Genomic DNA, 22,712 nt, shown 5'->3' on the forward strand with positions numbered 1-22,712 from the left:
ATTTTATATTTATTATTTGCTGCTATGAATATATCACTTTGGTTATTGCTTATGATTTTTGATTGGAGTATGTGGATGGTAGTAGGGCATTATTTGTTTGGAGTGTTATGTATTTTATTTGGTTTACTGTTTATTTTCTATGTTTGTTTGATGAGTATTCTTTTTATGATTTATATAGTCAGTTTTCTTATAAGATGCTAGGTACTATGTTAATTCAAATAATTATAAGTTTTTTATTAACTTTAGTCTTTGAATTTTTAACGTTTTATATATCAATAACTATCGCCTTTTTATTGATATTTATGTATCTGTTTTTGTCTATTTTCTTCCATAGTACTTATCTTTTAGGTTCTTTTGTTATGCCAAATCGTTGGTATTTTGTTGATCATAGTTCAATTCAATTGACTTTAGGTTATTATCAATCTATTCAATGTAATGATTTAGTTTTAATAGGAGTAGTAATTGTTGTTGTAATGATTTTATTAGGTAGTTTTTGTTTTAAAAAACTAGATGTGATAGGTGAATAATTTATGGATAATTATATTAAATGTGAATGTATGATGAAAAGATTAAAGGGAAATATTGTTTTAGATAATATTAGTTTGTCAGTAAAAAAAGGAGAGTTTTTAGTTTTGAAGGGTCATAATGGCTCTGGTAAAACGATGATTTTACGAGCTATATCAGGGTTAATGCGGTTGAATTCGGGAGTTGTTTATGTAGATAATGAAATAATTGGAAAACAAAAGCAATTTCCTGATTCTATGGGAATATTGATTGAATATCCAAGCTTTATTCCAGGATATACTGGTTTTCAGAATCTGAAATTTTTATCATCAATTAACAATAAAATTTCTGATGAGGAAATTTATAATATTATTCAAAGAGTTGGACTTGATAAAACAGATAAGAGAAAGTATAAAAGATACTCTTTAGGTATGAAACAACGTTTAGGGATAGCACAAGCCTTAATGGAACAACCAAAACTATTGTTATTAGACGAACCAACTAATGCTTTAGATAGTGATGGGATAAAGGATGTTTTGGATATTTTGAAAGTAGAAAAATCCAAGGGAACGACTATTATTGTAGCCAGTCATGATGTGCATGTTCTAGATAATGAAATAGTAGATCGTATTGTACATGTTAGTAATGGGAAGTTGGTAGATTAAGGGTGAAAAGAAAACGTGTATTAATAATAATTGGATTGTGTGTGTTGGTGCTATGTATATTTGCTAGTTTTTTTAGATTTAAAACATTAAATCAAAATAATGAATCTTATAAAGTACTGAAGGATAAGTTTTTATCTAATAGAACTTTTGAAGATGGACAAGGAGTTAAGTTTAATGCACTTATGCCTCTTGAACCTATAAAAACGTATGATGCGTATGAAGATCGTGAAGTAGAGACTTATATTTTACCTTTAGATATTACAAATACAACAAATCATGATATTGATTTGCTTAGTAATAAGTCTATTTCTAATACAATGTTTTATTCTAAAATAGGGGGATTTTATAATTTAATTCCTTATTCAATAGAGTTACCTGAAGAATATAAGTTTGATTCTGTAATACCTGCTGGTAAAACAGTACGAGGATATATAGGGACAAATTATTTTATAGGGGATGACCCTTATAAAAATTATAAAAACTTTTCAAATGAATCAACTAAAGTGAAATTCATTTCTTTTGTAAAGGATCAGCAAGGGAAATATCATGAATTAGAAATACCAATAAATTAATAAAATTTATGATTGATACAGATGTATTTTAAGGGTGTTTTTTTGTGTTGTGGTAGAGTAAATCTTGCAACATAACAGTATCCCTTTTAAAGGGGGATATTTAATACAAAATGTGCAATAGAGGGATCGAGAAAAGACATGTTAGTTTGCTGGAACAAATGAAATAAAAACTTTTTTTGAATATAAGGCCTGACATTCGGCCGATTGTTGTCATAGTTATAAGACAAGTGTTACAATTATCATTAGGTATATACATTTTAGTTTTTTTAATTAGGAGAAAAATTGGCATAACATACATTTGATTTTTACAACGACTGATTGTAATAGAGAAAAAGAAAAACAATCGGAAGTTTTATTTTAATAAAAGAGGAGCGTATTTCCTATGATCGGTATTTTAAAAAAGGTGTTTGATGTAAACCAACGCCAAATTAAACGTATGCAAAAGACAGTTGAGCAAATTGATGCATTAGAGTCATCTATTAAGCCACTAACTGATGAACAATTAAAAGGAAAGACGCTTGAATTTAAAGAACGTCTAACAAAAGGTGAAACAGTAGATGATCTACTACCTGAAGCTTTTGCAGTTGTTCGCGAAGCGGCAACTCGTGTTCTTGGAATGCGTCCATATGGCGTACAGTTAATGGGTGGTATTGCCTTACATGAAGGGAATATTTCTGAGATGAAAACGGGTGAAGGTAAAACGTTAACCTCTACATTACCTGTATATTTAAATGCTTTAACAGGAAAAGGTGTTCACGTTGTTACAGTCAATGAATACTTAGCACAACGTGATGCTAGCGAAATGGGACAACTTCATGAGTTCCTAGGCTTAACGGTAGGAATTAACTTAAACAGTATGTCACGTGAAGAGAAACAAGAGGCTTATGCTGCTGATATTACGTATAGCACAAATAATGAGCTTGGATTCGATTACTTACGTGACAACATGGTTTTATATAAAGAGCAGTGCGTTCAACGTCCACTTCACTTTGCTATTATCGATGAAGTCGATTCTATTTTAGTCGATGAAGCACGTACGCCGCTTATTATTTCGGGACAAGCTCAAAAATCAACAGAGCTATACATGTTTGCAAATGCATTCGTTCGTACGTTAGAAAATGAAAAAGAGTATTCATTTGATGTGAAAACGAAAAATGTAATGTTAACAGAAGATGGTATTACGAAAGCAGAGAAAGCTTTCCATATTGAAAACTTATTCGATTTAAAACATGTAGCACTTCTTCACCATATTAATCAGGCGCTTCGTGCACACGTTGTTATGCATCGTGATACAGATTATGTTGTACAAGAGGGCGAAATCGTAATTGTAGACCAATTCACTGGTCGTCTTATGAAAGGTCGTCGCTATAGCGAAGGTTTGCACCAAGCGATTGAAGCAAAAGAAGGTGTAGAAATTCAAAATGAAAGTATGACGCTTGCAACAATTACGTTCCAGAACTATTTCCGTATGTATGAAAAGTTATCTGGTATGACTGGTACAGCGAAAACGGAAGAAGAAGAATTCCGTAGTATTTACAATATGAATGTTATCGTAATTCCAACAAACAAACCGATTATTCGTGATGATCGTGCCGATTTAATCTTTAAATCAATGGAAGGTAAGTTCAATGCAGTTGTTGAGGATATTGTGAATCGTCATAAACAAGGGCAACCTATTCTTGTAGGTACAGTTGCAATTGAAACTTCAGAGCTTATTTCAAAAATGTTAACACGTAAAGGTGTACGTCATAACATTTTAAATGCGAAAAACCATGCGCGTGAAGCAGATATCATTGCAGAAGCTGGTATGAAAGGTGCTGTAACGATTGCAACGAATATGGCTGGTCGTGGTACAGATATTAAGCTTGGAGATGATGTGAAAATCTTCGGTCTAGCAGTTATCGGTACAGAACGTCATGAAAGCCGTCGTATTGATAATCAGTTACGTGGTCGTGCTGGTCGTCAAGGGGACCCTGGTGTGACGCAGTTCTACTTATCAATGGAAGATGAATTAATGCGCCGATTTGGTTCAGATAATATGAAAGCAATGATGGATCGTCTTGGTATGGATGATTCTCAGCCAATTGAAAGTAAAATGGTTTCTCGTGCGGTAGAGTCTGCACAAAAACGTGTTGAAGGAAATAACTATGATGCACGTAAGCAGTTATTACAATACGATGATGTACTTCGTCAGCAACGTGAAGTTATTTATAAGCAACGTCAAGAAGTAATGGAATCGGAAAACTTACGTGGCATTATTGAAGGTATGATGAAATCTACAGTAGAACGTGCTGTTGCGCTTCATACACAAGAGGAAATTGAAGAGGATTGGAACATCAAAGGTCTTGTTGACTACTTAAATACAAACCTTCTTCAAGAAGGAGACATAAAAGAAGAAGAATTACGTCGCCTTGCTCCTGAGGAAATGAGCGAACCGATTATCGCGAAATTAATAGAGCGTTATAATGACAAAGAAAAGCTTATGCCAGAAGAGCAAATGCGTGAGTTTGAGAAGGTTGTTGTATTCCGCGTTGTAGATACGAAATGGACAGAGCATATTGATGCGATGGATCACCTTCGTGAAGGTATTCATTTACGTGCTTACGGTCAAATTGATCCACTTCGTGAGTACCAAATGGAAGGATTCGCGATGTTCGAGTCAATGGTTGCTTCTATTGAAGAGGAAATTTCTCGTTACATTATGAAAGCTGAAATTGAACAAAACTTAGAACGTCAAGAAGTTGTTCAAGGTGAAGCTGTTCATCCATCTAGCGATGGCGAAGAAGCGAAGAAAAAGCCAGTTGTAAAAGGTGACCAAGTGGGCCGCAACGATTTATGTAAATGTGGTAGCGGTAAAAAATATAAAAACTGCTGTGGTATTGTTCAGTAATATAGGGCGGTAGCTTTGGCTGCTTTGCAAACTTTTATATCAAAAATGTATAATTAAGAAGAATTAAACTCTCTCCGTAATAAGTGGAGAGAGTTTCCCTTGTTTTCATACGAAAGTAACAGCAATTACATAGAGGTGAAGGAAATGGAATTAGTAGAAATTAGACAGGAATTAGAGAAAATGGCTAAGCGATTAGCGGCTTTTAGGGGGTCTCTTTGACCTCCCTACTAAGGAGAACCAAATTGCAGAATTAGAAGAAAAAATGATGGGCGCAGGATTTTGGGATGATCAACAAGGCGCACAAGTTGTAATTAATGAAGCGAATGCGTTAAAAGATATGGTTGGAAGTTTCCGTCAGTTAGATGAGACGTTCGAAAATTTAGAAGTAACGCATGAGCTTTTAAAAGAAGAATATGATGAAGATTTACATGAGGAATTAGAATCAGAAGTAAAAGGCTTAATTCAAGAAATGAATGAGTATGAGCTTCAGTTACTATTAAGTGATCCTTATGATAAAAATAATGCGATTTTAGAATTACATCCAGGTGCAGGTGGAACTGAGTCACAAGACTGGGGTTCTATGTTATTACGTATGTATACACGTTGGGCTGAAAAACGTGGATTTAAAGTAGAAACGGTTGACTATTTACCAGGTGATGAAGCTGGTATTAAGAGTGTAACTTTATTAATTAAAGGTCATAACGCTTACGGTTACTTAAAAGCAGAGAAAGGTGTACATCGTCTTGTACGTATTTCACCATTCGATTCTTCAGGTCGTCGTCATACATCGTTTGTATCTTGTGAAGTTGTACCAGAGTTCAATGATGAAGTTGAAATCGAAGTACGTACAGAAGATTTAAAAATTGATACGTACCGCGCAAGTGGAGCGGGTGGGCAGCACGTAAATACGACAGATTCAGCAGTTCGTATTACACATACACCGACAAATACAGTTGTAACGTGTCAGTCAGAGCGTTCACAAATTAAAAACCGTGAGCATGCGATGAAGATGTTAAAAGCGAAATTATATCAAAAGAAACTAGAAGAGCAACAGGCACAATTAGATGAAATCCGTGGGGAACAAAAAGAAATCGGATGGGGTAGCCAAATCCGTTCTTACGTATTCCACCCGTATTCTCTTGTAAAAGACCACCGTACAAATACGGAGGTTGGTAACGTACAAGCAGTTATGGATGGAGAGATTGATCCATTTATTGATGCTTACTTACGTTCTCGCATCTAATAAGCGAAAAAAAGCCAACAAAATTGTTGGCGCATGCTGAGGATATAGAGGATATAAGGCATTTGATTTTATTTTTATAGATGAAGTAAAGAGGAAGAGAAGTTGGAAACGACAACTTCTCTTTTTGATGGGATTATATGTAGATTACAATGCTGTATATTGTTTTGTAAAAAGTAGAGAATAGTAAAATAGAGCGGTAATAGGGTGAAGATTTATATAGAACTTTTCTAATTTTCCTTTTAAAAAGGATTCTTTATAGAAGTTTTTTAAGTTGTTCACAGAATTGAAACAACTTATGAAAGCTTTATTTTATCAAGGTTCTCACTGTATTTTTGAGGAATATGAAATACACCTTAGTTTTTCTATATAAAGATAATGCTTATAATGAAAATGAGTGTGTTAGGAATAAAAAGAATATCAACAATGGGGAGCGATAGAAGTGAAAAAGAAATTGTTGGCTATTGCGCTAGGGACATCGGTTGTTTTTACTTTAGGAGCATGCGGAAATAAAGAAGAGAGTAAGTCTTCGAAACAGTCTGCAAGCACAGACAGCGCAGAACAAATTTTCCAAAGAAGTTGTGCTGGATGTCACGCAACAGATTTATCAGGGGCAACTGGACCTGATTTAAGAAAAGTGGGCGGTAAGTACGACGCCGCAGATATCGAAGAGATTATTAAAAAAGGCCGCGGTTCAATGTCACCAGGACTTATTCAAGGTGAAGATGCGAAAAAAGTATCTGAATGGTTAGCAGAACATAAATAAAAAAGGTGAAATGGACGAGTTGATAATATATTCAACTCGTTTTCCTTTTTCTGGAATGTAACATAACTGTAACAAAAATGTATCCAAATTGGAAACCGTTTGATGTTACAATGGGTTTTGTAGAATTTTGCTGAAATATATTACATAGAGTAGTATTGCTTATGAAAAAGCGTAAGTAAACTGCCTTCAACAAGAAAGACCAGGCGAAAATAAAGGGTGTCTTTTATTTTCAGATGTACAGAAAAGTATTTCGAAAAAAATCATTAAGTATTGGGTGATAAATAATGATAAAAATGACGAATGTTTATAAGGAGTACCCGAATGGTATGAAAGCCATTGCTGGTCTCACAGTTAACATTAAACAAGGTGAGTTCGTATACGTAGTTGGACCGAGTGGAGCCGGAAAATCTACATTTATTAAAATGATGTATCGTGAAGAGAAACCATCTACAGGATCTATTAATGTAAATGGACTTACTATCGAAACATTGGCAGAAAGAGACGTTCCGTATTTTCGTCGTCAATTAGGCGTGATTTTCCAAGATTTTAAATTGCTACCTAAATTAACGGTATATGAGAATGTTGCATTTGCTTTAGAAGTAATTGAAGAAGAACCGGATGCAATTCGTGAGCGTGTAACAGAAGTTCTAGGTCTTGTAGGCCTTGAAGATCGTGCAGATGCACTTCCAAGTGAGCTTTCGGGCGGGGAGCAACAACGTGTGGCTATTGCAAGAGCAATTGTAAATAGACCAAAGGTTGTAATTGCCGATGAGCCAACAGGTAACTTAGATATTGAAACAGCTCTTGATATTATGAATATTTTTACTCGCATTAATGAGCGCGGCACAACGATCGTTATGGCGACGCATAATGCAGATATCGTAAATACAATCCGTCATCGTGTAATCGCGATTGAAGGCGGAAAAATTGTTCGAGATGAGATTGAGGGAGGATACGGATATGAAGGCTAAGACCCTTAGTCGACATTTGCGAGAAGGTGTAAAGAATCTATCACGTAACGGATGGATGACATTTGCTTCTGTTAGTGCAGTAACAGTTACATTATTACTTGTAGGTGTCTTTTTAACAGCGATTATGAATATGAACCATTTTGCGACGAAAGTAGAGCAAGATGTAGAGATTCGTGTACACATTGATCCAGCTGCAAAAGAAGCGGATCAAAAGAAATTAGAAGAAGATATGAGTAAGATTGCAAAAGTAGATTCTATTAAATATTCTTCTAAAGAAGAAGAGTTAAAACGTTTAATTAAAAGCTTAGGTGATAGTGGAAAAACGTTTGAGTTATTTGAACAAGATAACCCACTTAAAAACGTATTCGTTGTAAAAGCAAAAGAACCAACAGATACAGCGACAATCGCGAAGAAAGTTGAAAAAATGCAGTTTGTCAGTAATGTTCAGTACGGAAAAGGGCAAGTTGAACGATTATTTGATACTGTAAAAACTGGTCGTAACATTGGGATTGCGTTAATTGCTGGTCTTTTATTCACAGCGATGTTCTTAATCTCTAATACAATTAAAATTACAATTTATGCTCGTAGTACAGAAATTGAAATTATGAAACTTGTTGGTGCAACAAACTGGTTTATTCGTTGGCCATTCTTGCTAGAGGGATTATTCTTAGGAGTATTAGGATCAATTATTCCAATTGGCCTAATTCTAGTTACGTATAATTCGTTGCAAGGTGTGTTTAACGAAAAACTTGGCGGAACAATTTTCGAGCTTCTACCATACAGTCCTTTCGTATTCCAATTAGCTGGTTTACTAGTTTTAATCGGTGCTTTAATCGGTATGTGGGGAAGTGTAATGTCAATTCGTCGCTTCTTAAAAGTATAAAAAGTTGCAAACATAATTCGTACAAGCTTATCATATAGTAGAAATAGGTAAAGGCATCACACACTGTGTGATGCCTTTTGCTACACCACCTGTGTGTTTTGGAAAGGGGAATTCCGCATTGAAACGTAGAGTTGCAATTATTGGAATGGTTGTTGCATTTTTAATTGGTGCTGGCGGAATGTTTGCAGGCATGTCTGTATTTGGGGTTACCCCAGCAGAAGTAACGCAAACAATTTCGAGTGGGAATGCTAGCACTGCGCAAGGGAATTTGGCAAAAATTAATGAGGCGTATGCACTAATTGATTCACGTTATGTGGAAGACGTGAAAGATGAAAAGTTAGTTGAAGGTGCAATACAAGGTATGTTGTCTACGCTGAAGGACCCTTATTCCACGTATATGGATAAAGAAACAGCCAAACAGTTTAGTGAATCGCTTGATCCTGAATTAGAGGGGATTGGGGCTGAGGTGAACAAGACGGACGATAAGCTTATTATCGTATCGCCAATTAAAGGTTCACCAGCAGAAAAGATAGGAATTAAACCGAATGACCAAATTTTATCTGTAGATGGAAACAGTGTGAAAGACTTATCACGTGAAGAAGCGGTATTAAAAATTCGTGGTAAAAAGGGAACGACTGTCGCAATTGAAATTAAACGTGCGGGAGTAACTGATCCGATTGTATTTAAAATTAAGCGTGAAAAGATTCCAATCTTTACAGTGTTTAGTTCTGTGAAGCAAGAGAGTGGAAAAGATATCGGTTATATGCAAATCACTTCTTTTGCTGAGAATACAGCGAAGGAATTTAAGGATCAGTTAAAAGAGTTAGAGAAGAAAAATATAAAAGGCTTAGTTATTGACGTGCGTGGTAATCCTGGTGGCTATTTAAATAGTGTAGAAGATATACTAGGGGAAATTATGACGAATAAAAAGCCAATGCTACAAGTAGAGCAGCGAAATGGTGAGAAGAAGAAATTCTCTACGGAACTGAAAGAGAGAAAACCATATCCAATTTCAGTATTAATTGATAATGGAAGTGCTTCTGCTTCAGAGATTTTAGCGGGTGCGCTGAAAGAAGGAGAAGGATACGATTTAATTGGTGAAAAAACATTTGGTAAAGGTACTGTCCAGCAAGCTGTTCCATTTAAAGACGGCAGCAACATTAAATTAACAATGTTTAAATGGTTAACACCGGATGGGAACTGGATTCATAAAAAAGGAATCGCACCAACAGTAGAAGTGAAGCAACCAAATTATTATCATGCGACACCAATTCAAATTGAAAAAACACTTTCATACAATTCAAATGATGTACAAGTAAAACATGCTCAAGAAATGCTTAAGAGCTTAGGGTATGTACCAGGTCGTGAAGATGGATACTTTAGTAAAGAGACAGAATCGGCGCTGAAAGCATTCCAAAATGCGAATGAGATGGAAGCGACAGGACAGCTTGATAAAAAGACAGCTGAAGCGATTCAAACTAAAATTATCGAAAAAATCCGTTCTGGAGAAAATGATTTACAATTACAGTCAGCATTAAAGTTAATGGCAAAATAAGAAGAAATACAGGCAGTTTGCTGCCTGTATTTTTTTGTGTTAAACAAACGTTTGTTTAGTTGTGATAATATAAAAAGAAAGAATGATATAAATGGTGGTGAATGAGTTCGTGGAGGCGTGGATTTTTGAAATAATGCGGGCAGTTGGACGTTTTTTCTTACACCCTGCTGTCTATATATTTGTAATAAGTAGTATCTTCGTTGGATACTTACGTATGTTAAGAGAACGAAAAGATTTTTCTTTTAAAGTTTATGATATTTGGTTTGAACTGCGAACCTCTCTATTTGCAGGGATTGGATACGGATTAGTAGTATCTATTATTACGATTGGGCTTGGACTTGTTGTTTCTAAAGCAAGCTTATGGGCTATTTTAATTTGGACATTACTATTTGGATTAACGGCTATGTATCGATATTTATCGGCAGCTTATACATTTAGCATTGCGATTGTATGTGTTCTATTATCTTCTAAGCTACCAGTTTCCTTCTTACAGCTTCGAGAAGGTGAAGAGAATACCATCGTATCCCTTGCTATTTTGCTAGGTGTTATGCTTATTGTAGAAGGCTTATTGATTTCTAAAAACGCGGTAGGATACTCTACACCGAAGATTAGGAAGGGGAAGCGTGGATTAAAGATTGGTTTACACGAATCAAAGCGTTTATGGATCGTTCCTATTTTTATTCTTGTACCGGGTGATGCGGTAACGCAGTTTATTTCATGGTGGCCTGTCGTTTCAATAGGTTCAAATACATATTCTCTATTCCTCGTTCCATTTTTAATTGGATTTATGAGAAAGATTAAAAGTTATGAGCCGACGGAAGCTTTATTATTTACAGGAAGACGTGTTTATGGATTAGCAGGACTTGTGCTCGTTTTAGGAATCGCAAGTTACTGGTGGCACGTACTTGCAATTATCGCGATGGGAGTCGCGATGCTTGGGCGTTTCACAATTTCGATGCAAGAGAAAATTGCCGATGAAACAAGACCAGCGTATTTTGCTGCACGCAATGATGGGCTCATTGTACTAGATACAATTCCAAATACAATTGGAGCAGAGCTGAAATTACTGCCTGGAGAAATTATTACGAAAGTAAATGGAGTCATTCCAAAAAGCGCCGAGGAATTTTATGATGCGCTTCAAACGAAGACGACAGGAGCATTTTGTAAATTAGAAGTATTAGATACAAATGGTGAGCTTCGTCTTGCACAAACTGCATTATATGCTGGTGGACATCACGAATTAGGTATTGTATTCGTTGAACAGGAGCATGAGTGGGATTCAGAAGCGATGTAATAGAAGGAATGGTATCACCTTGTGGTGGTACCTTTTTTTGTTTTTTTGGGGGAGGGTAGTTAGTAAATGAAATTTATATCGGCGATTTTGCAAATATATCAGCGTAACTCGAAATATATCGGCGATTATTCGAATATATCGACTTTCCGGCCAAAAACGACAGCTATCGCAAAGCTTATTTTCAGTTTCATGGACGGATAACTTGAATAATTATTTGATAATGGTTATCATTTAGGGAGTCTTTTTAATTTTGGAAAATGGAGGTAAGATATGCTGCGTAAATTTTTCTCGTACTATAAACCGTATAAAGGTTTATTTATACTCGACTTTTCTTGTGCGGTTGTCGCAGGATTATTAGAACTCGGCTTCCCGCTTATCGTAAATCAATTTATTGATAAGTTATTGCCAGGGCAAAACTGGACGCTTATTTTATGGGCTTGTTTCGGTTTACTCGCAGTTTATATGTTAAATGCAGGCTTACAATATGTCGTTACATATTGGGGACATATGCTTGGTGTTAATATTGAAACAGATATGAGGCAGAAATTATTTGATCATATTCAAAAGCTATCATTCAGATTTTTTGATAATAATAAAACAGGTCATTTAATTTCGCGCCTTACAAACGATTTAATGGAAATTGGGGAAATTGCTCACCATGGACCAGAAGATTTATTTATCGCCGTAATGACTTTAGTTGGGGCATTCTCATTTATGATGATGATCAACTGGAAGTTAGCGTTATTAACGTTCTTCGTCATTCCATTCCTATTATGGTTAGCACTTTACTTCAATAAAAAAATGACAGGTACATTTAGACGTTTATTCTCAGACGTTGCTGATTTCAATGCATGTATTGAGAACAACGTTGGTGGTATTCGCGTTGTACAAGCATTCGGAAATGAAAAGTTTGAGAAAGAGCAATTCGCTGTGAACAACGCTCGTTTCCGTACAACGAAATTAATGGCGTATAAAATTATGGCTTTAAATTCATCGATTAGTTATATGCTCATGCGTCTCGTAACGCTCTTCGTATTAATATGCGGTACATGGTTTGTTCTGCAAGGAGAATTAACATACGGTGGATTTATCGGATTCGTTCTATTAACGAATATTTTCTTCCGTCCAATTGAAAAAATTAACGCGGTAATCGAAAGCTATCCGAAAGGAATCGCTGGTTTTAAAAGGTATGTAGAGCTTCTTGAAACAGAGCCTGACATTGTAGACTCTAAAGATGCAATGGAAGTTAAGCAGGTACATGGTGATATTCAATATAACAACATTACATTTGGATATGAAAATAAAGAACCGATTTTAAATGACATTAGTTTGAACATACATGCAGGTGAAACGGTTGCGTTCGTTGGACCATCAGGAGCAGGGAAAACGACGTTATGTAGCCTATTACCACGTTTTTATGAGCAATCATCTGGATCAATTCAAATTGATGGTATTGATACGAAAGATATGACATTATCTTCACTTCGTAAGCAAATTGGAATTGTGCAGCAAGATGTGTTCTTATTCTCAGGAACAATTCGTGAAAATATTGCTTACGGGAACTTAAAGGCGTCAGAAGCTGAAATTTGGCAGGCAGTAAAACGTGCGCAGTTAGAAGACTTAATTTACTCACAACCAGACGGTTTAGATACTGTTATCGGTGAGCGTGGTGTAAAACTTTCTGGTGGACAGAAGCAGCGTCTAGCAATTGCTCGTATGTTCTTGAAAAACCCGCCAATTTTAATACTAGATGAAGCTACTTCCGCACTAGATACTGAGACGGAACTTGCAATTCAAAAATCACTTGCTGAATTAGCAGCTGGTCGTACAACGTTAGTTATCGCTCACAGACTTGCAACGATTAAAAATGCAGATCGAATCGTCGTTGTAAATAAAGACGGTATTGCAGAACAAGGTTCACATGATGAATTAATTGAGCGTGGCGGAGGATACAGTAGGTTATACGAAGCTCAGTTTAGTTCGTAAATATAATTTGTACTGAATTAGTGCACCATAAGTAGGTAAAAATCTCATATGGAGGCTATAAAGTATGATTGTAACAACAACGTCTACAATTCAAGGAAAAGAAATTATTGAGTATATCGATATCGTCAATGGAGAAGCGATTATGGGCGCGAATATCGTTCGTGACCTCTTCGCTTCTGTCCGTGACGTTGTCGGCGGTCGTGCGGGTGCTTATGAAAGTAAATTAAAAGAAGCGCGCGACATTGCAATGGAAGAGATGAAAACTTTCGCAAGACAAAAAAATGCAAATGCAATTGTTGGTATCGACGTGGATTACGAGGTAGTTCGCGAAGGAATGCTAATGGTTGCTGTGAGCGGGACTGCTGTCCGTATCTAAAATGAAAAGCCGTGCTGATGCACGGCTTTTTGTATTCTATGTCGAAGATTCAATATTTCTTGGGAAATGTGGAATGCCCCGTCGATATATAGGGAAGACATTAGAGTGCTTCTTTACATTTTTGAATTTGAGTTAATAATTTTGCGTATTCTTGTTCGAGAGATGTGATGTCATCGTGATGATTTGGAATGGAAATCCGGCCGATGACTTCTGTTAATTTTGTTTGTAATCGTAACAATTCTTGCTCAGTAACGTTTACAGAATCTCCGGTGGTTCTTTTTGTGTATTGCTCGTAATTACCGTGGAATACTCTTGGTTCACTCTCATCTACTTGTAGAATATGGTCTGCAACAGAGCGAATAAAGGCACGGTCATGGCTAATGAAAAGTATTGTGCCAGGATATTCTTGTAACATGGTTTCTAATTCTTCTTGCGTTGCTAAGTCTAAACAGTTTGTCAAACTTATTTCTATTTGCTATTTTTGAATTCGCTATTATAAATTTGTGCTTTTGCCAGCGCCTCAGCATCGTTTTTGATTTCATCTAATCCATTCGCATCCCCAATGATATATCCTTCAAATGATGAACCAACAAAATCGAAGATGTATTGAAACTGAGCAATAAGCGGCAATGCCTTCAGTTTTGGATTGTCTCCGCCAACGATGACAACATACATCTTTTTATCTTTCATTTTCTCTTTGAAATGAAGAGATGTATCGCGCAAGCTTTGTGACCAGCGATCAACAAAGTTTTTCATATGTCCACTCATTCCGTACCAATATAATGGTGTAGCAAAGATAATCGTGTCGTGCTCTAACATGCGTTTCGTTAACTGCTCGTAGTCATCATTTACAGGTTGGAATCCTTCTGCATCATGACGCTTATCTGTAATAGGATAGACTGTGTGATCACGTAAATAAATTTGTTCTGTTTCAATTCCATCAATCATCATATGTGTTAAAGCTTCCGTATTTCCGTTTTGTCTTGAACTGCCATGTATAACAAACATGTAATCATCCCTTTTCTTTTGCTTGTTTTAGGAGTGAAACGTGTTTTTGCAAATTCGTTTGGATGTTGGAAAGTAATGTGATTTGCTTTGTTACTTCATTGAGTTTATCTTCGTAAAGCGTAAGGATACTGCTGCACGGATTGTCGTACAGGTGCGGTTCAATTTCAAGGCAGCGCAGCATCCTTGCCGTCTCTTCTAAATTTAAGCCAATTTGTAAGTACATTTGAATAAGCTCCACTTTTCCGATGGCACTTTCATCAAAATCACGGTAGCCATTTGCGAGGCGCTTAGAAGGGAGTAATCCCTTTTCTTCGTAATGTCTTAGTGATCTTTCACTAACGCCAGTTTCTTTTGATAATTCTCCAATTCGCAATGTGTTTCACTCCTTTTACATGTATTGTAAACCTTCACACTAATGTGAAGGTCAATGCTGTTTTTTCGCAAAAGAATTTACATGATTTAAGAACACTTGAATGGCTTTAGATGGAATGAAATATTTGCCGCGCACGATGGAGAACGGACGGATTAGTTGTTCATTTGGAACCTCGACGTGGAATAGTTCTCTTGCTAGTAGCTCTTTCCGTACAGTCCAATCAGAAAGTATAGCGATGCCAAGACCGGCGGCGACGGCTTCCTTCACACTTTGAATACTGCTAAATGTAAAGAATCGCTTCATTTTTAAATGGTGTTGATGAATAAATCGATCGCTATAAGCACGTGTACCAGAACCACTTTCTCTTAATACCCATACTTGGTCTTGGAGTGTGCTTTCATTTATTTCCTTTGTGCGGAGCAATGGATGATTTGGCGGAACGACGAGCTTCATTTCATCTTGCATAAATGTTTCAACGTTAACATCAGCGTATACGACTTGCCCTTCCACTAAGCCGATATCAATTTGATTAGAGCGAAGACTTTGCAAAACTTCTTCTGTATTTGAGATAAAGGTATGCACTTCGACGAGTGGATTTTCATTCGCATAGTTAGCGAGTATTTTTGGAAGTAAGTATTCGCCAATTGTAAAACTAGCACCAATGCGAAGTGTTCCTGTTACAACGTTATGTAGTTCATTAATTTCTTGTTTAGCATCTTCGTAAAGAGAGAGCATTTGCTTTGCATGTATATATAATATGTTTCCTGCTTCCGTAACTTGGACGTGTTTCGGGGAGCGTTGAATAAGCGTAGTGCCAAATTCGTTTTCTAAGTTGCGTATATGCATACTTACTCCAGGCTGTGAAAGGTTTAATAATTCTGCTGCACGGGAGAAGTGTTTCTGTTCAACGACAGTAACAAAAATTTTTAAAATGTCTACGTTCATATAATGGGCTCCTTTCTTTTTCTATCATCTTATCATAAGTATTTCTGATGATAGAGATTTGGTATTGGTATTAAACTTATTATAGAAACTCTCTTATAATGTAAGTAGAAAGAACATGCATGTTCCAATACGATTATTGGAGTGGTTCAAAATGGAACAAACACTTGTTATACAAAAGAAGAAGCGTTTTGGATTTTCGCAAGGAATTGGGATTACATTATTAATCGCAATTGCCGCGAAATATTTAGCAGAGCTTCCATTTTTAAATATTATGGGACAATTAGTAATTGCTATTCTAATTGGGATGGTTTGGCGCGCTGCAATTGGAGTTCCTCACGATGCGATAGCAGGAACGAACTTTGCGAGTAAGAAGTTGCTGCGCTTTGGGATCATCTTACTTGGAATGCGATTAAATCTTGTTGATATTGCGAAGGCGGGACCGAAAGTATTGGTCATCGCGGCGGTTGTTATTACATTTACTATTTTTGTTGTATACGGACTAACGAAAGTATTTAAAGTAGAAAAGAAACTTGGGATTTTAACGGCATGCGGTACGGCAATTTGCGGCGCAGCCGCGGTCGTGGCAATTGCACCGCAAGTGAAAGCGAAGGATGATGAAACAGCAGTTGGGGCAGCAATCATCGCGATTTTAGGTACCATATTTACGCTTATTTATACGTTATTATATCCAGTGCTTGGTTTATCTCCGTACGGTTATGGTGTATTCTCAGGTGCGACGCTTCATGAAATCGCTCATGTCATCGCAGCTGCGGCGCCAGGAGGAAGCACGGCTGTAGATATCGCAGTTATCGTGAAACTAACGCGCGTTGCAATGCTTGTACCAGTAGCGATTTTAATCGGATTATGGTTTGGTAAGAGTGAAGGTAGCGAGGAAAAAAGATCATGGCGCGACCTTCCAATTCCATGGTTCATCTTCGGGTTTTTAGCAATGAGTGCAGTGCATTCGCTTGGGATTATTCCAGAAGTTGTTGCGGGATACATTGTTGTCATTGCTTATATGCTAATCGCAATGGCGATGGCAGGGCTCGGTTTAAATGTAGAGTTTAAAACTTTCCGTAAATTAGGAAGTAAAGCATTCGTGGCAGGGCTGATTGGCTCGGTTTGCTTATCGGTTCTTGGATACGTTCTTGTATGGGGATTAGGATTTATATAAGTAGGACGAAGAAGCTGTTCCAAAAGATATTTTGGGGCAGCTTCTTTCTTATGCTTATGGTGCTACTGATGTCGATATATTTGGGAAATCGCCGATATAAATGGAGTTGCGCTGATATATTTGCAAAATCGCCGATATATTTTAAGTTGCGCTGATATATTTAAAAAATCGCTGATATAAATTGAATTACTCTTGTACTTTGTTAGAGAAGATATGCAGTGAAATGTTTTTCTAAAATTTGTAAAGATATCTTTACTTGTAACTGGAAAATATTTATAATTTAAGTAAAGATATCTTTACTTTTGAAGGTGGATCCTATGGGTGTGAAAAATAAAATAAAAGAGTTAAGAAAGCAAAATCATATAACACAAGTTGAAATGGCAAAGGCGATGCAGGTGACGCGGCAGACGATAGTGGCGATTGAAAATCATCATTACAATCCGAGTCTAGAGTTATCTTTAAAAATCGCCAAGTATTTTGGAGTGAAGGTGGAGGAAATCTTTACGCTGGAGTAAGGGGAGAGAAATGGTAGGAAAACGAGCATAGCGATAGGGGGAATAAAAAATGCAGGATGAGTTTGAGAGATTTCAGTCAGATAAAGCGTTTAAATATGTAGGGTTATTTTTTACGATTAGTTTAGCGATATGGAGTTTATATAATTTAATTGTTGATGGAAATGCTGGTATGCCGTTTGTTTTATTTGTACTAGGGCAGTGGGTGTATTTTCTTGTGAACTATTGGCCGAAGTGGAAATATAGAAATCGAAAAGAGGCTGATCATGTATGAGTAAGAGAGAGGTCATGAGATTCGTAGGGAGTTTGCTTGTAGCAGGAATTCTTTTAAATACGAGTTTAATGATTTTAAGTATTTCGTGGGGAACTATTTTTATATCGAATGTAGCGCTAGTCATTTTATATGGAATTTCGGAATATAAAGAGCAGAAGCGTTTGAAAGAAGAGGGAGTACCATCGATTGATGAGCGAGTTGTGAACAAGATGAAGTCATATTTTATGATTTGTATTACAAGCTTCGTTTTCTTGTTTATTATGTATCTTTGTGTAAATAAGTATTTAGATAGGCAAGCAGTACATGTAACTGAGCTATTATATATTACTATTTTTGGTGTATTAATAAGTATCGTATCAACGAGCGTGTTAGCAACAAAGAATAATAGATAGAAAAAGGGGAACTGGGATGGGATTACCGGTGTTATGTGTCGCTACAGCTATATTTGCGCTTCTTTGGGGAATGCAAAATTTTTCTCGTAATCCAGTGCCGAGTATTTGTATTATGATTGGTACTGTAGGTTTATCGTATTATTTATTATTATTAGCCCATTATCATAAAACGGCAACGAGTGTTGTTGTTGGAGCACTTATTTTATTTTGTGGGCGCGCCATACAAAAGGGGTTATTTCCATAAAAGCTGTTTATACACTTTGTATAAACAGCTTTTTGTATTTTTTTTACAAAATACTTGAAAGTTACGTAACGTCATCTTCTATAATGAGGGGGAAGAGGTGATGGTAGTGATTTCAATACAAGAATTGACGAGAGAAACAGGGGTTACAGTACGTACACTACGTTATTATGATCAAATAGATTTATTAAAGCCGAGCGGAAAAACAGAGGGTGGGCATCGGTTATATAGTGAAGCTGACGTTATTCGTTTGCAACAAATTTTATTTTTAAAAGAAATGGGATTTTCATTAAAAGAAGTTGCGAATATGTTAGTAAAAGGTGAGCTGGATTTGAAAAAATCACTTGAAAACCAACTTCGATTTGTACAAGAAGAGCAAAAGAAGTTCAATCGAATGGAGCGTGTTTTACAAGCGGTTGTTTATTCGGTAGATGTAGAGGGAGAACTTGATTGGAAAGTTATGTTTGAACTTATTCAGCTTTCAAAACAGTCTCCTCGTATACGTGAAATATTTCAAAATGAAGTATTTTCAAAGGAAGAACAAAAGTTGCTTCATAATTTGCCAAATATGAGTGAGGAAGATCCGAATGTTTTAGAATGGGTAGATTTATTAAAGCAATTACGTATTTTTATGAAAGAGGGTAAAGAAGCCGCTAATGATGAGGTACAAAGGGTAATGAAGAGATTAATGCAGAAGTGTTTAGAAATGGCTAATGGTGACGAAGCGTTTTTAGATAAGTTATGGGAGGTTAGAAAATCAAAGGAAGATTCACAGAAAATGAGCATGTATCCAATTGAAGAAGAGTTTTTATTATATATGGATGAAGCTTTTCGTATTTATGATGAAAGGGAGAAGGATAAATGAGCATACTCGCAGAATATCGTTGGTATTTTTTAATTGGAGCAGAGATTGTATTTTGGTTATCGGCTATCGGTTTCTTTTTACTCCGTTACGGATTCCGTTTGAAGAAGGCGAGCTTTATTATGGGGATTGTACTCCTCGTAAATGAAGTGTTTATTTTAACATTAGGGGCAGTGGACTATTATCAAACAGGAAAGTTCTCTAATTTTCAAATCATTACTGTAATTATTTTACTGTATGCAGTTTTCTACGGGAAAAAGGATTTGAAGAAGCTTGATATATTTGCGCAAAAGCTAGTTGCGAAATGGCGTAATGAACCGGCGCCTATTATTGAGGAACAGGTAGAATTAACAGGTATGGCCTATGCAAAGCAGGAAATAAAAAATTGGGTATTACATCTTGTTTTATTCGTTGGTGTGCACATATTCTTTTTCTTCGCGTATGGATTTATTCCATTTGAACAATGGGGTAATTGGTTAGAATCGGGAATCGTTTTAAATAAAGCTGCAAGTCGCGTGAGCCAAGTGTGGGCAATTATATTTTTAGTTGATACAGCGATTTCATTTTCATATGTGGTTTTTCCGAAGAAGGAGAAAGGAAAAGAAAAGCTACTTTCATAGTTGAAAGTAGCTTTTGGGTATACAAATAATTTTTATAGGAGAGGATGACAATAGAAAAAAGAACCAGCTTTATATGTCTATTTCTCTTTAGTTTAGTAGCATGCTCACCATCTAACACTACAATTGATAAGAAGAACGATGTCATTGTAAAGGGAACCAGGATTTCCAATCTAGATAAATTTGAAAATTTCGTTTTGAATGTCGAACAAAGGGAAGTTGATAAAATAAGAATTGTACAGTATACCCTTGAAGGGGACCCGATTTTTCAAACGTTAGAGTATAGTGGGAACCATATATTTTATGTGTCAGATAATAGAAAAGACAAATTTGCTGGGAAGGATAAAGGGTTACATAAAGATAGTTGTAAAAGTATTGTTAAAGAGCAGCGCGAATCAGAAAGTACTTATCGGTTAATAGATTGTATGAATGAAGCTGGGCGCAATGGATATGACTTAGTATATGTACCTGAAAAATAGAATTAGTAGAGGAAGGAAGTATTTACTCCTTCCTTTTTCTATGTGTATATTGTCGAAAACTTTACCGAATATCTGTTCGTTTTTTTAGGTTTTTTATAGGCATTCGTGGTAAAATAATAATACAGATTTTTATGAGGAGGTCGGATTTTACTTGGAACATCAATTTGAAATTATATCAGCGTATTCCCCGCAAGGTGATCAGCCGGTAGCTATAGAGAAGCTTGTAGAGGGAATTAATAGTGGAAAGAAAAAGCAAGTGTTGCTTGGAGCGACAGGAACGGGTAAGACATTTACGATTTCAAATGTCATTAAAGAAGTGCAAAAGCCAACACTTGTTATGGCTCACAATAAAACGTTAGCAGGACAGTTATATAGTGAGTTGAAAGACTTTTTCCCGAATAATGCAGTTGAGTATTTTGTTAGTTATTACGATTATTATCAGCCGGAAGCGTATGTACCACAAACAGATACGTTTATTGAAAAGGACGCGCAGATTAATGATGAAATTGATAAATTGCGTCACTCGGCAACGTCTGCATTATTTGAACGGGACGATGTAATTATCGTTGCGAGTGTATCGTGTATATATGGTTTAGGTTCTCCTGAAGAATATCGCGAGTTAGTTGTATCACTTCGAGTTGGTATGGAGAAGGACCGCAATCAATTGCTTCGTGAACTTGTTGATGTACAGTATGGACGTAATGATATTGATTTCAAGCGTGGTACATTCCGTGTGCGCGGAGATGTAGTTGAAATCTTCCCAGCATCACTTGATGAGCATTGTATTCGAATTGAATTTTTCGGCGATGAAATTGATCGTATTCGTGAAGTAAATGCGTTAACAGGTGAAGTATTAGCAGAACGTGATCATGTAGCAATCTTCCCAGCATCTCACTTCGTTACACGTGAAGAGAAAATGAAGGTCGCTATTGAAAATATCGAAAAAGAATTAGAAGAGCGTTTAAAGGAATTAAATGATAACGGTAAGTTGCTAGAAGCACAGCGTATAGAGCAACGTACACGTTATGATTTAGAAATGATGCGCGAGATGGGCTTTTGTTCAGGTATTGAAAACTATTCCCGTCATTTAACACTTCGTCCAGCGGGTGCAACACCGTATACGTTATTGGACTATTTCCCGGAAGATTTCTTAATTGTTATGGATGAGTCGCACGTATCAGTGCCACAAGTAAGAGCGATGTATAACGGGGACCAAGCACGTAAGCAAGTACTTGTGGATCATGGATTCCGTCTGCCATCAGCTTTAGATAATAGACCGCTCATGTTTGATGAGTTTGAGGAGAAAACAAATCAAGTTATTTACGTTTCGGCGACTCCAGGACCGTACGAGTTAGAGCAGTCACCAGAAGTAATAGAACAAATTATTCGTCCAACAGGGCTTTTAGATCCACCAATCGATATACGACCTATTGAAGGACAAATTGACGATTTATTAGGAGAGATTCAAGATCGTATTGCAAAAAATGAACGTGTATTAATTACGACTTTAACGAAGAAAATGTCAGAGGATTTAACGGACTACTTAAAAGATGTAGGAATTAAAGTGAACTATCTTCACTCTGAAATTAAAACGTTAGAACGTATTGAAATTATCCGCGATCTTCGCCTCGGTAAGTTTGATGTACTGGTCGGTATTAACTTATTACGAGAAGGATTAGATATTCCAGAAGTATCACTTGTAGCGATTTTAGATGCTGATAAGGAAGGGTTCTTACGTTCAGAGCGCTCATTAATTCAAACAATTGGTCGTGCCGCGCGTAATGAAAACGGCCGCGTTATTATGTACGCAGATCGTATAACAAGATCAATGGGAATTGCAATTGAAGAAACGCAGCGTCGTCGTACTATACAAGAAGCCTACAATAAAGAGCATGGTATTACGCCGAAAACGATTCAAAAAGGCGTACGTGATGTAATCCGTGCAACGACAACTGCTGAAGAGACAGAAACATACGAAGCAACTCCTGCTAAGAAAATGACGAAAAAAGAGCGCGAAAAGACAATTGCGAAGATGGAAGCAGAGATGAAAGAAGCAGCAAAAGCGTTAGACTTCGAGCGTGCAGCTGAACTAAGAGATTTACTATTAGAATTAAAAGCGGAAGGGTGAAAAAA

27 protein-coding genes are annotated in these 22,712 nt (G+C 36.5%); 23 read left to right on the plus strand and 4 right to left on the minus strand.

From position 1 onward, the window contains the following. From ACO6VI_RS11110 to ACO6VI_RS11175, 14 genes are all read left to right on the plus strand, one after another. The coding region (locus ACO6VI_RS11110) for a hypothetical protein (RefSeq protein WP_422423341.1) at positions 1-201 on the plus strand (201 nt) is incomplete at its 5' end. 158 nt (positions 202-359) lie between these two features. Next, on the plus strand, positions 360-527 hold the full coding sequence (locus tag ACO6VI_RS11115) for a hypothetical protein (RefSeq protein ID WP_422423342.1): 168 nt from the start codon (positions 360-362) through the stop codon (positions 525-527). A gap of 3 nt (positions 528-530) precedes the next feature. Next, a complete protein-coding gene (locus ACO6VI_RS11120) occupies positions 531-1,169 on the plus strand; it encodes an ATP-binding cassette domain-containing protein (protein ID WP_048558324.1) in 639 nt (212 codons plus the stop codon). 44 nt (positions 1,170-1,213) lie between these two features. Further along, positions 1,214-1,741 (plus strand): hypothetical protein, encoded by a 528-nt coding sequence (locus tag ACO6VI_RS11125; RefSeq protein WP_098033399.1) that lies wholly within the window; start codon positions 1,214-1,216, stop codon positions 1,739-1,741. Between the two features lie 382 nt (positions 1,742-2,123). Beyond that, positions 2,124-4,631, plus strand: a complete 2,508-nt coding sequence (secA, locus tag ACO6VI_RS11130; protein ID WP_088020045.1) for a preprotein translocase subunit SecA — start codon at positions 2,124-2,126, stop codon at positions 4,629-4,631. Positions 4,632-4,775: 144 nt separating this feature from the next. Beyond that, a protein-coding gene (gene prfB / locus ACO6VI_RS11135; protein WP_096001455.1) for a peptide chain release factor 2 occupies positions 4,776-5,874 on the plus strand; the annotation gives its coding sequence in 2 pieces (ribosomal slippage) (positions 4,776-4,847 and positions 4,849-5,874; 1,098 coding nt in all). A gap of 439 nt (positions 5,875-6,313) precedes the next feature. Continuing rightward, complete coding sequence (cccB, locus tag ACO6VI_RS11140) at positions 6,314-6,637, plus strand: cytochrome c551 (RefSeq protein WP_000727975.1); 324 nt, start codon at positions 6,314-6,316, stop codon at positions 6,635-6,637. A gap of 284 nt (positions 6,638-6,921) precedes the next feature. After that, a complete protein-coding gene (ftsE, locus tag ACO6VI_RS11145; RefSeq protein WP_000594319.1) occupies positions 6,922-7,608 on the plus strand; it encodes a cell division ATP-binding protein FtsE in 687 nt (228 codons plus the stop codon). Further along, on the plus strand, positions 7,598-8,491 hold the full coding sequence (gene ftsX, locus ACO6VI_RS11150; protein ID WP_000645028.1) for a permease-like cell division protein FtsX: 894 nt from the start codon (positions 7,598-7,600) through the stop codon (positions 8,489-8,491). Before ftsE ends, ftsX begins: the two co-directional genes overlap by 11 nt. A gap of 70 nt (positions 8,492-8,561) precedes the next feature. Further along, positions 8,562-10,046, plus strand: coding sequence for a S41 family peptidase (locus ACO6VI_RS11155; protein ID WP_002094199.1), 1,485 nt, complete (start codon positions 8,562-8,564; stop codon positions 10,044-10,046). Between the two features lie 91 nt (positions 10,047-10,137). Continuing rightward, positions 10,138-11,340, plus strand: coding sequence for a PDZ domain-containing protein (locus ACO6VI_RS11160; protein WP_000261251.1), 1,203 nt, complete (start codon positions 10,138-10,140; stop codon positions 11,338-11,340). A gap of 66 nt (positions 11,341-11,406) precedes the next feature. Beyond that, positions 11,407-11,541 carry a hypothetical protein gene (locus ACO6VI_RS11165; RefSeq protein WP_254916249.1) on the plus strand — a complete coding sequence of 45 codons (135 nt, stop codon included), beginning with the start codon at positions 11,407-11,409 and terminating at the stop codon, positions 11,539-11,541. Between the two features lie 69 nt (positions 11,542-11,610). Continuing rightward, positions 11,611-13,326, plus strand: coding sequence for an ABC transporter ATP-binding protein (locus ACO6VI_RS11170; RefSeq protein ID WP_000944629.1), 1,716 nt, complete (start codon positions 11,611-11,613; stop codon positions 13,324-13,326). A 64-nt stretch (positions 13,327-13,390) separates the two neighbouring features. Then, positions 13,391-13,702, plus strand: a complete 312-nt coding sequence (locus ACO6VI_RS11175; RefSeq protein WP_000637523.1) for a heavy metal-binding domain-containing protein — start codon at positions 13,391-13,393, stop codon at positions 13,700-13,702. Positions 13,703-13,802: 100 nt separating this feature from the next. Here the strand turns inward: ACO6VI_RS11175 and ACO6VI_RS11180 are convergent, their stop codons facing one another. Genes ACO6VI_RS11180 through ACO6VI_RS11195 form a run of 4 tightly spaced genes read right to left on the minus strand, consistent with a single transcriptional unit; the run spans position 13,803 to position 16,028 of the window. Further along, entirely contained in the window at positions 13,803-14,162 is a 360-nt protein-coding gene (locus ACO6VI_RS11180; RefSeq protein ID WP_023523456.1) for a macrolide efflux pump, read from the minus strand. An 8-nt stretch (positions 14,163-14,170) separates the two neighbouring features. Continuing rightward, the gene (locus tag ACO6VI_RS11185) at positions 14,171-14,710 is read right to left on the minus strand and encodes a flavodoxin family protein (RefSeq protein ID WP_000497599.1); all 540 of its coding nucleotides are present in this window, start codon (positions 14,708-14,710) and stop codon (positions 14,171-14,173) included. A gap of 4 nt (positions 14,711-14,714) precedes the next feature. Next, a complete protein-coding gene (locus ACO6VI_RS11190; protein ID WP_001219209.1) occupies positions 14,715-15,083 on the minus strand; it encodes a MerR family transcriptional regulator in 369 nt (122 codons plus the stop codon). A 51-nt stretch (positions 15,084-15,134) separates the two neighbouring features. Further along, positions 15,135-16,028 carry a LysR family transcriptional regulator gene (locus ACO6VI_RS11195; RefSeq protein WP_088020049.1) on the minus strand — a complete coding sequence of 298 codons (894 nt, stop codon included), beginning with the start codon at positions 16,026-16,028 and terminating at the stop codon, positions 15,135-15,137. A gap of 151 nt (positions 16,029-16,179) precedes the next feature. Here ACO6VI_RS11195 and ACO6VI_RS11200 point away from each other — a divergent pair, with 151 nt between their 5' ends. The 9 genes from ACO6VI_RS11200 to uvrB all read left to right on the plus strand — a co-directional run bounded on the left by ACO6VI_RS11200 (position 16,180) and on the right by uvrB (position 22,707). After that, complete coding sequence (locus tag ACO6VI_RS11200) at positions 16,180-17,202, plus strand: YeiH family protein (protein ID WP_023523453.1); 1,023 nt, start codon at positions 16,180-16,182, stop codon at positions 17,200-17,202. 317 nt (positions 17,203-17,519) lie between these two features. Continuing rightward, entirely contained in the window at positions 17,520-17,717 is a 198-nt protein-coding gene (locus tag ACO6VI_RS11205) for a helix-turn-helix transcriptional regulator (RefSeq protein ID WP_000538364.1), read from the plus strand. Positions 17,718-17,766: 49 nt separating this feature from the next. Then, positions 17,767-17,988, plus strand: coding sequence for a hypothetical protein (locus ACO6VI_RS11210; protein ID WP_001150199.1), 222 nt, complete (start codon positions 17,767-17,769; stop codon positions 17,986-17,988). Further along, positions 17,985-18,380 carry an ATPase gene (locus ACO6VI_RS11215; RefSeq protein WP_097821404.1) on the plus strand — a complete coding sequence of 132 codons (396 nt, stop codon included), beginning with the start codon at positions 17,985-17,987 and terminating at the stop codon, positions 18,378-18,380. Before ACO6VI_RS11210 ends, ACO6VI_RS11215 begins: the two co-directional genes overlap by 4 nt. Positions 18,381-18,396: 16 nt before the next feature. Continuing rightward, a complete protein-coding gene (locus ACO6VI_RS11220) occupies positions 18,397-18,624 on the plus strand; it encodes a hypothetical protein (protein ID WP_000524131.1) in 228 nt (75 codons plus the stop codon). Positions 18,625-18,724: 100 nt separating this feature from the next. Beyond that, positions 18,725-19,486 carry a MerR family transcriptional regulator gene (locus ACO6VI_RS11225; protein ID WP_000260341.1) on the plus strand — a complete coding sequence of 254 codons (762 nt, stop codon included), beginning with the start codon at positions 18,725-18,727 and terminating at the stop codon, positions 19,484-19,486. Continuing rightward, positions 19,483-20,103 carry a hypothetical protein gene (locus ACO6VI_RS11230; RefSeq protein WP_000025200.1) on the plus strand — a complete coding sequence of 207 codons (621 nt, stop codon included), beginning with the start codon at positions 19,483-19,485 and terminating at the stop codon, positions 20,101-20,103. The genes ACO6VI_RS11225 and ACO6VI_RS11230 overlap by 4 nt, the downstream gene beginning before the upstream one ends. Positions 20,104-20,147: 44 nt before the next feature. Further along, entirely contained in the window at positions 20,148-20,579 is a 432-nt protein-coding gene (locus ACO6VI_RS11235) for a DUF4362 domain-containing protein (RefSeq protein ID WP_098840345.1), read from the plus strand. 151 nt (positions 20,580-20,730) lie between these two features. Further along, positions 20,731-22,707, plus strand: a complete 1,977-nt coding sequence (gene uvrB / locus ACO6VI_RS11240; protein ID WP_000400989.1) for an excinuclease ABC subunit B — start codon at positions 20,731-20,733, stop codon at positions 22,705-22,707. Positions 22,708-22,712: the final 5 nt, after the last annotated feature.

The sequence above is a fragment of the Bacillus sp. PSXD-155 genome, from assembly GCF_049310765.1.
Classification (GTDB): domain Bacteria; phylum Bacillota; class Bacilli; order Bacillales; family Bacillaceae_G; genus Bacillus_A; species Bacillus_A cereus.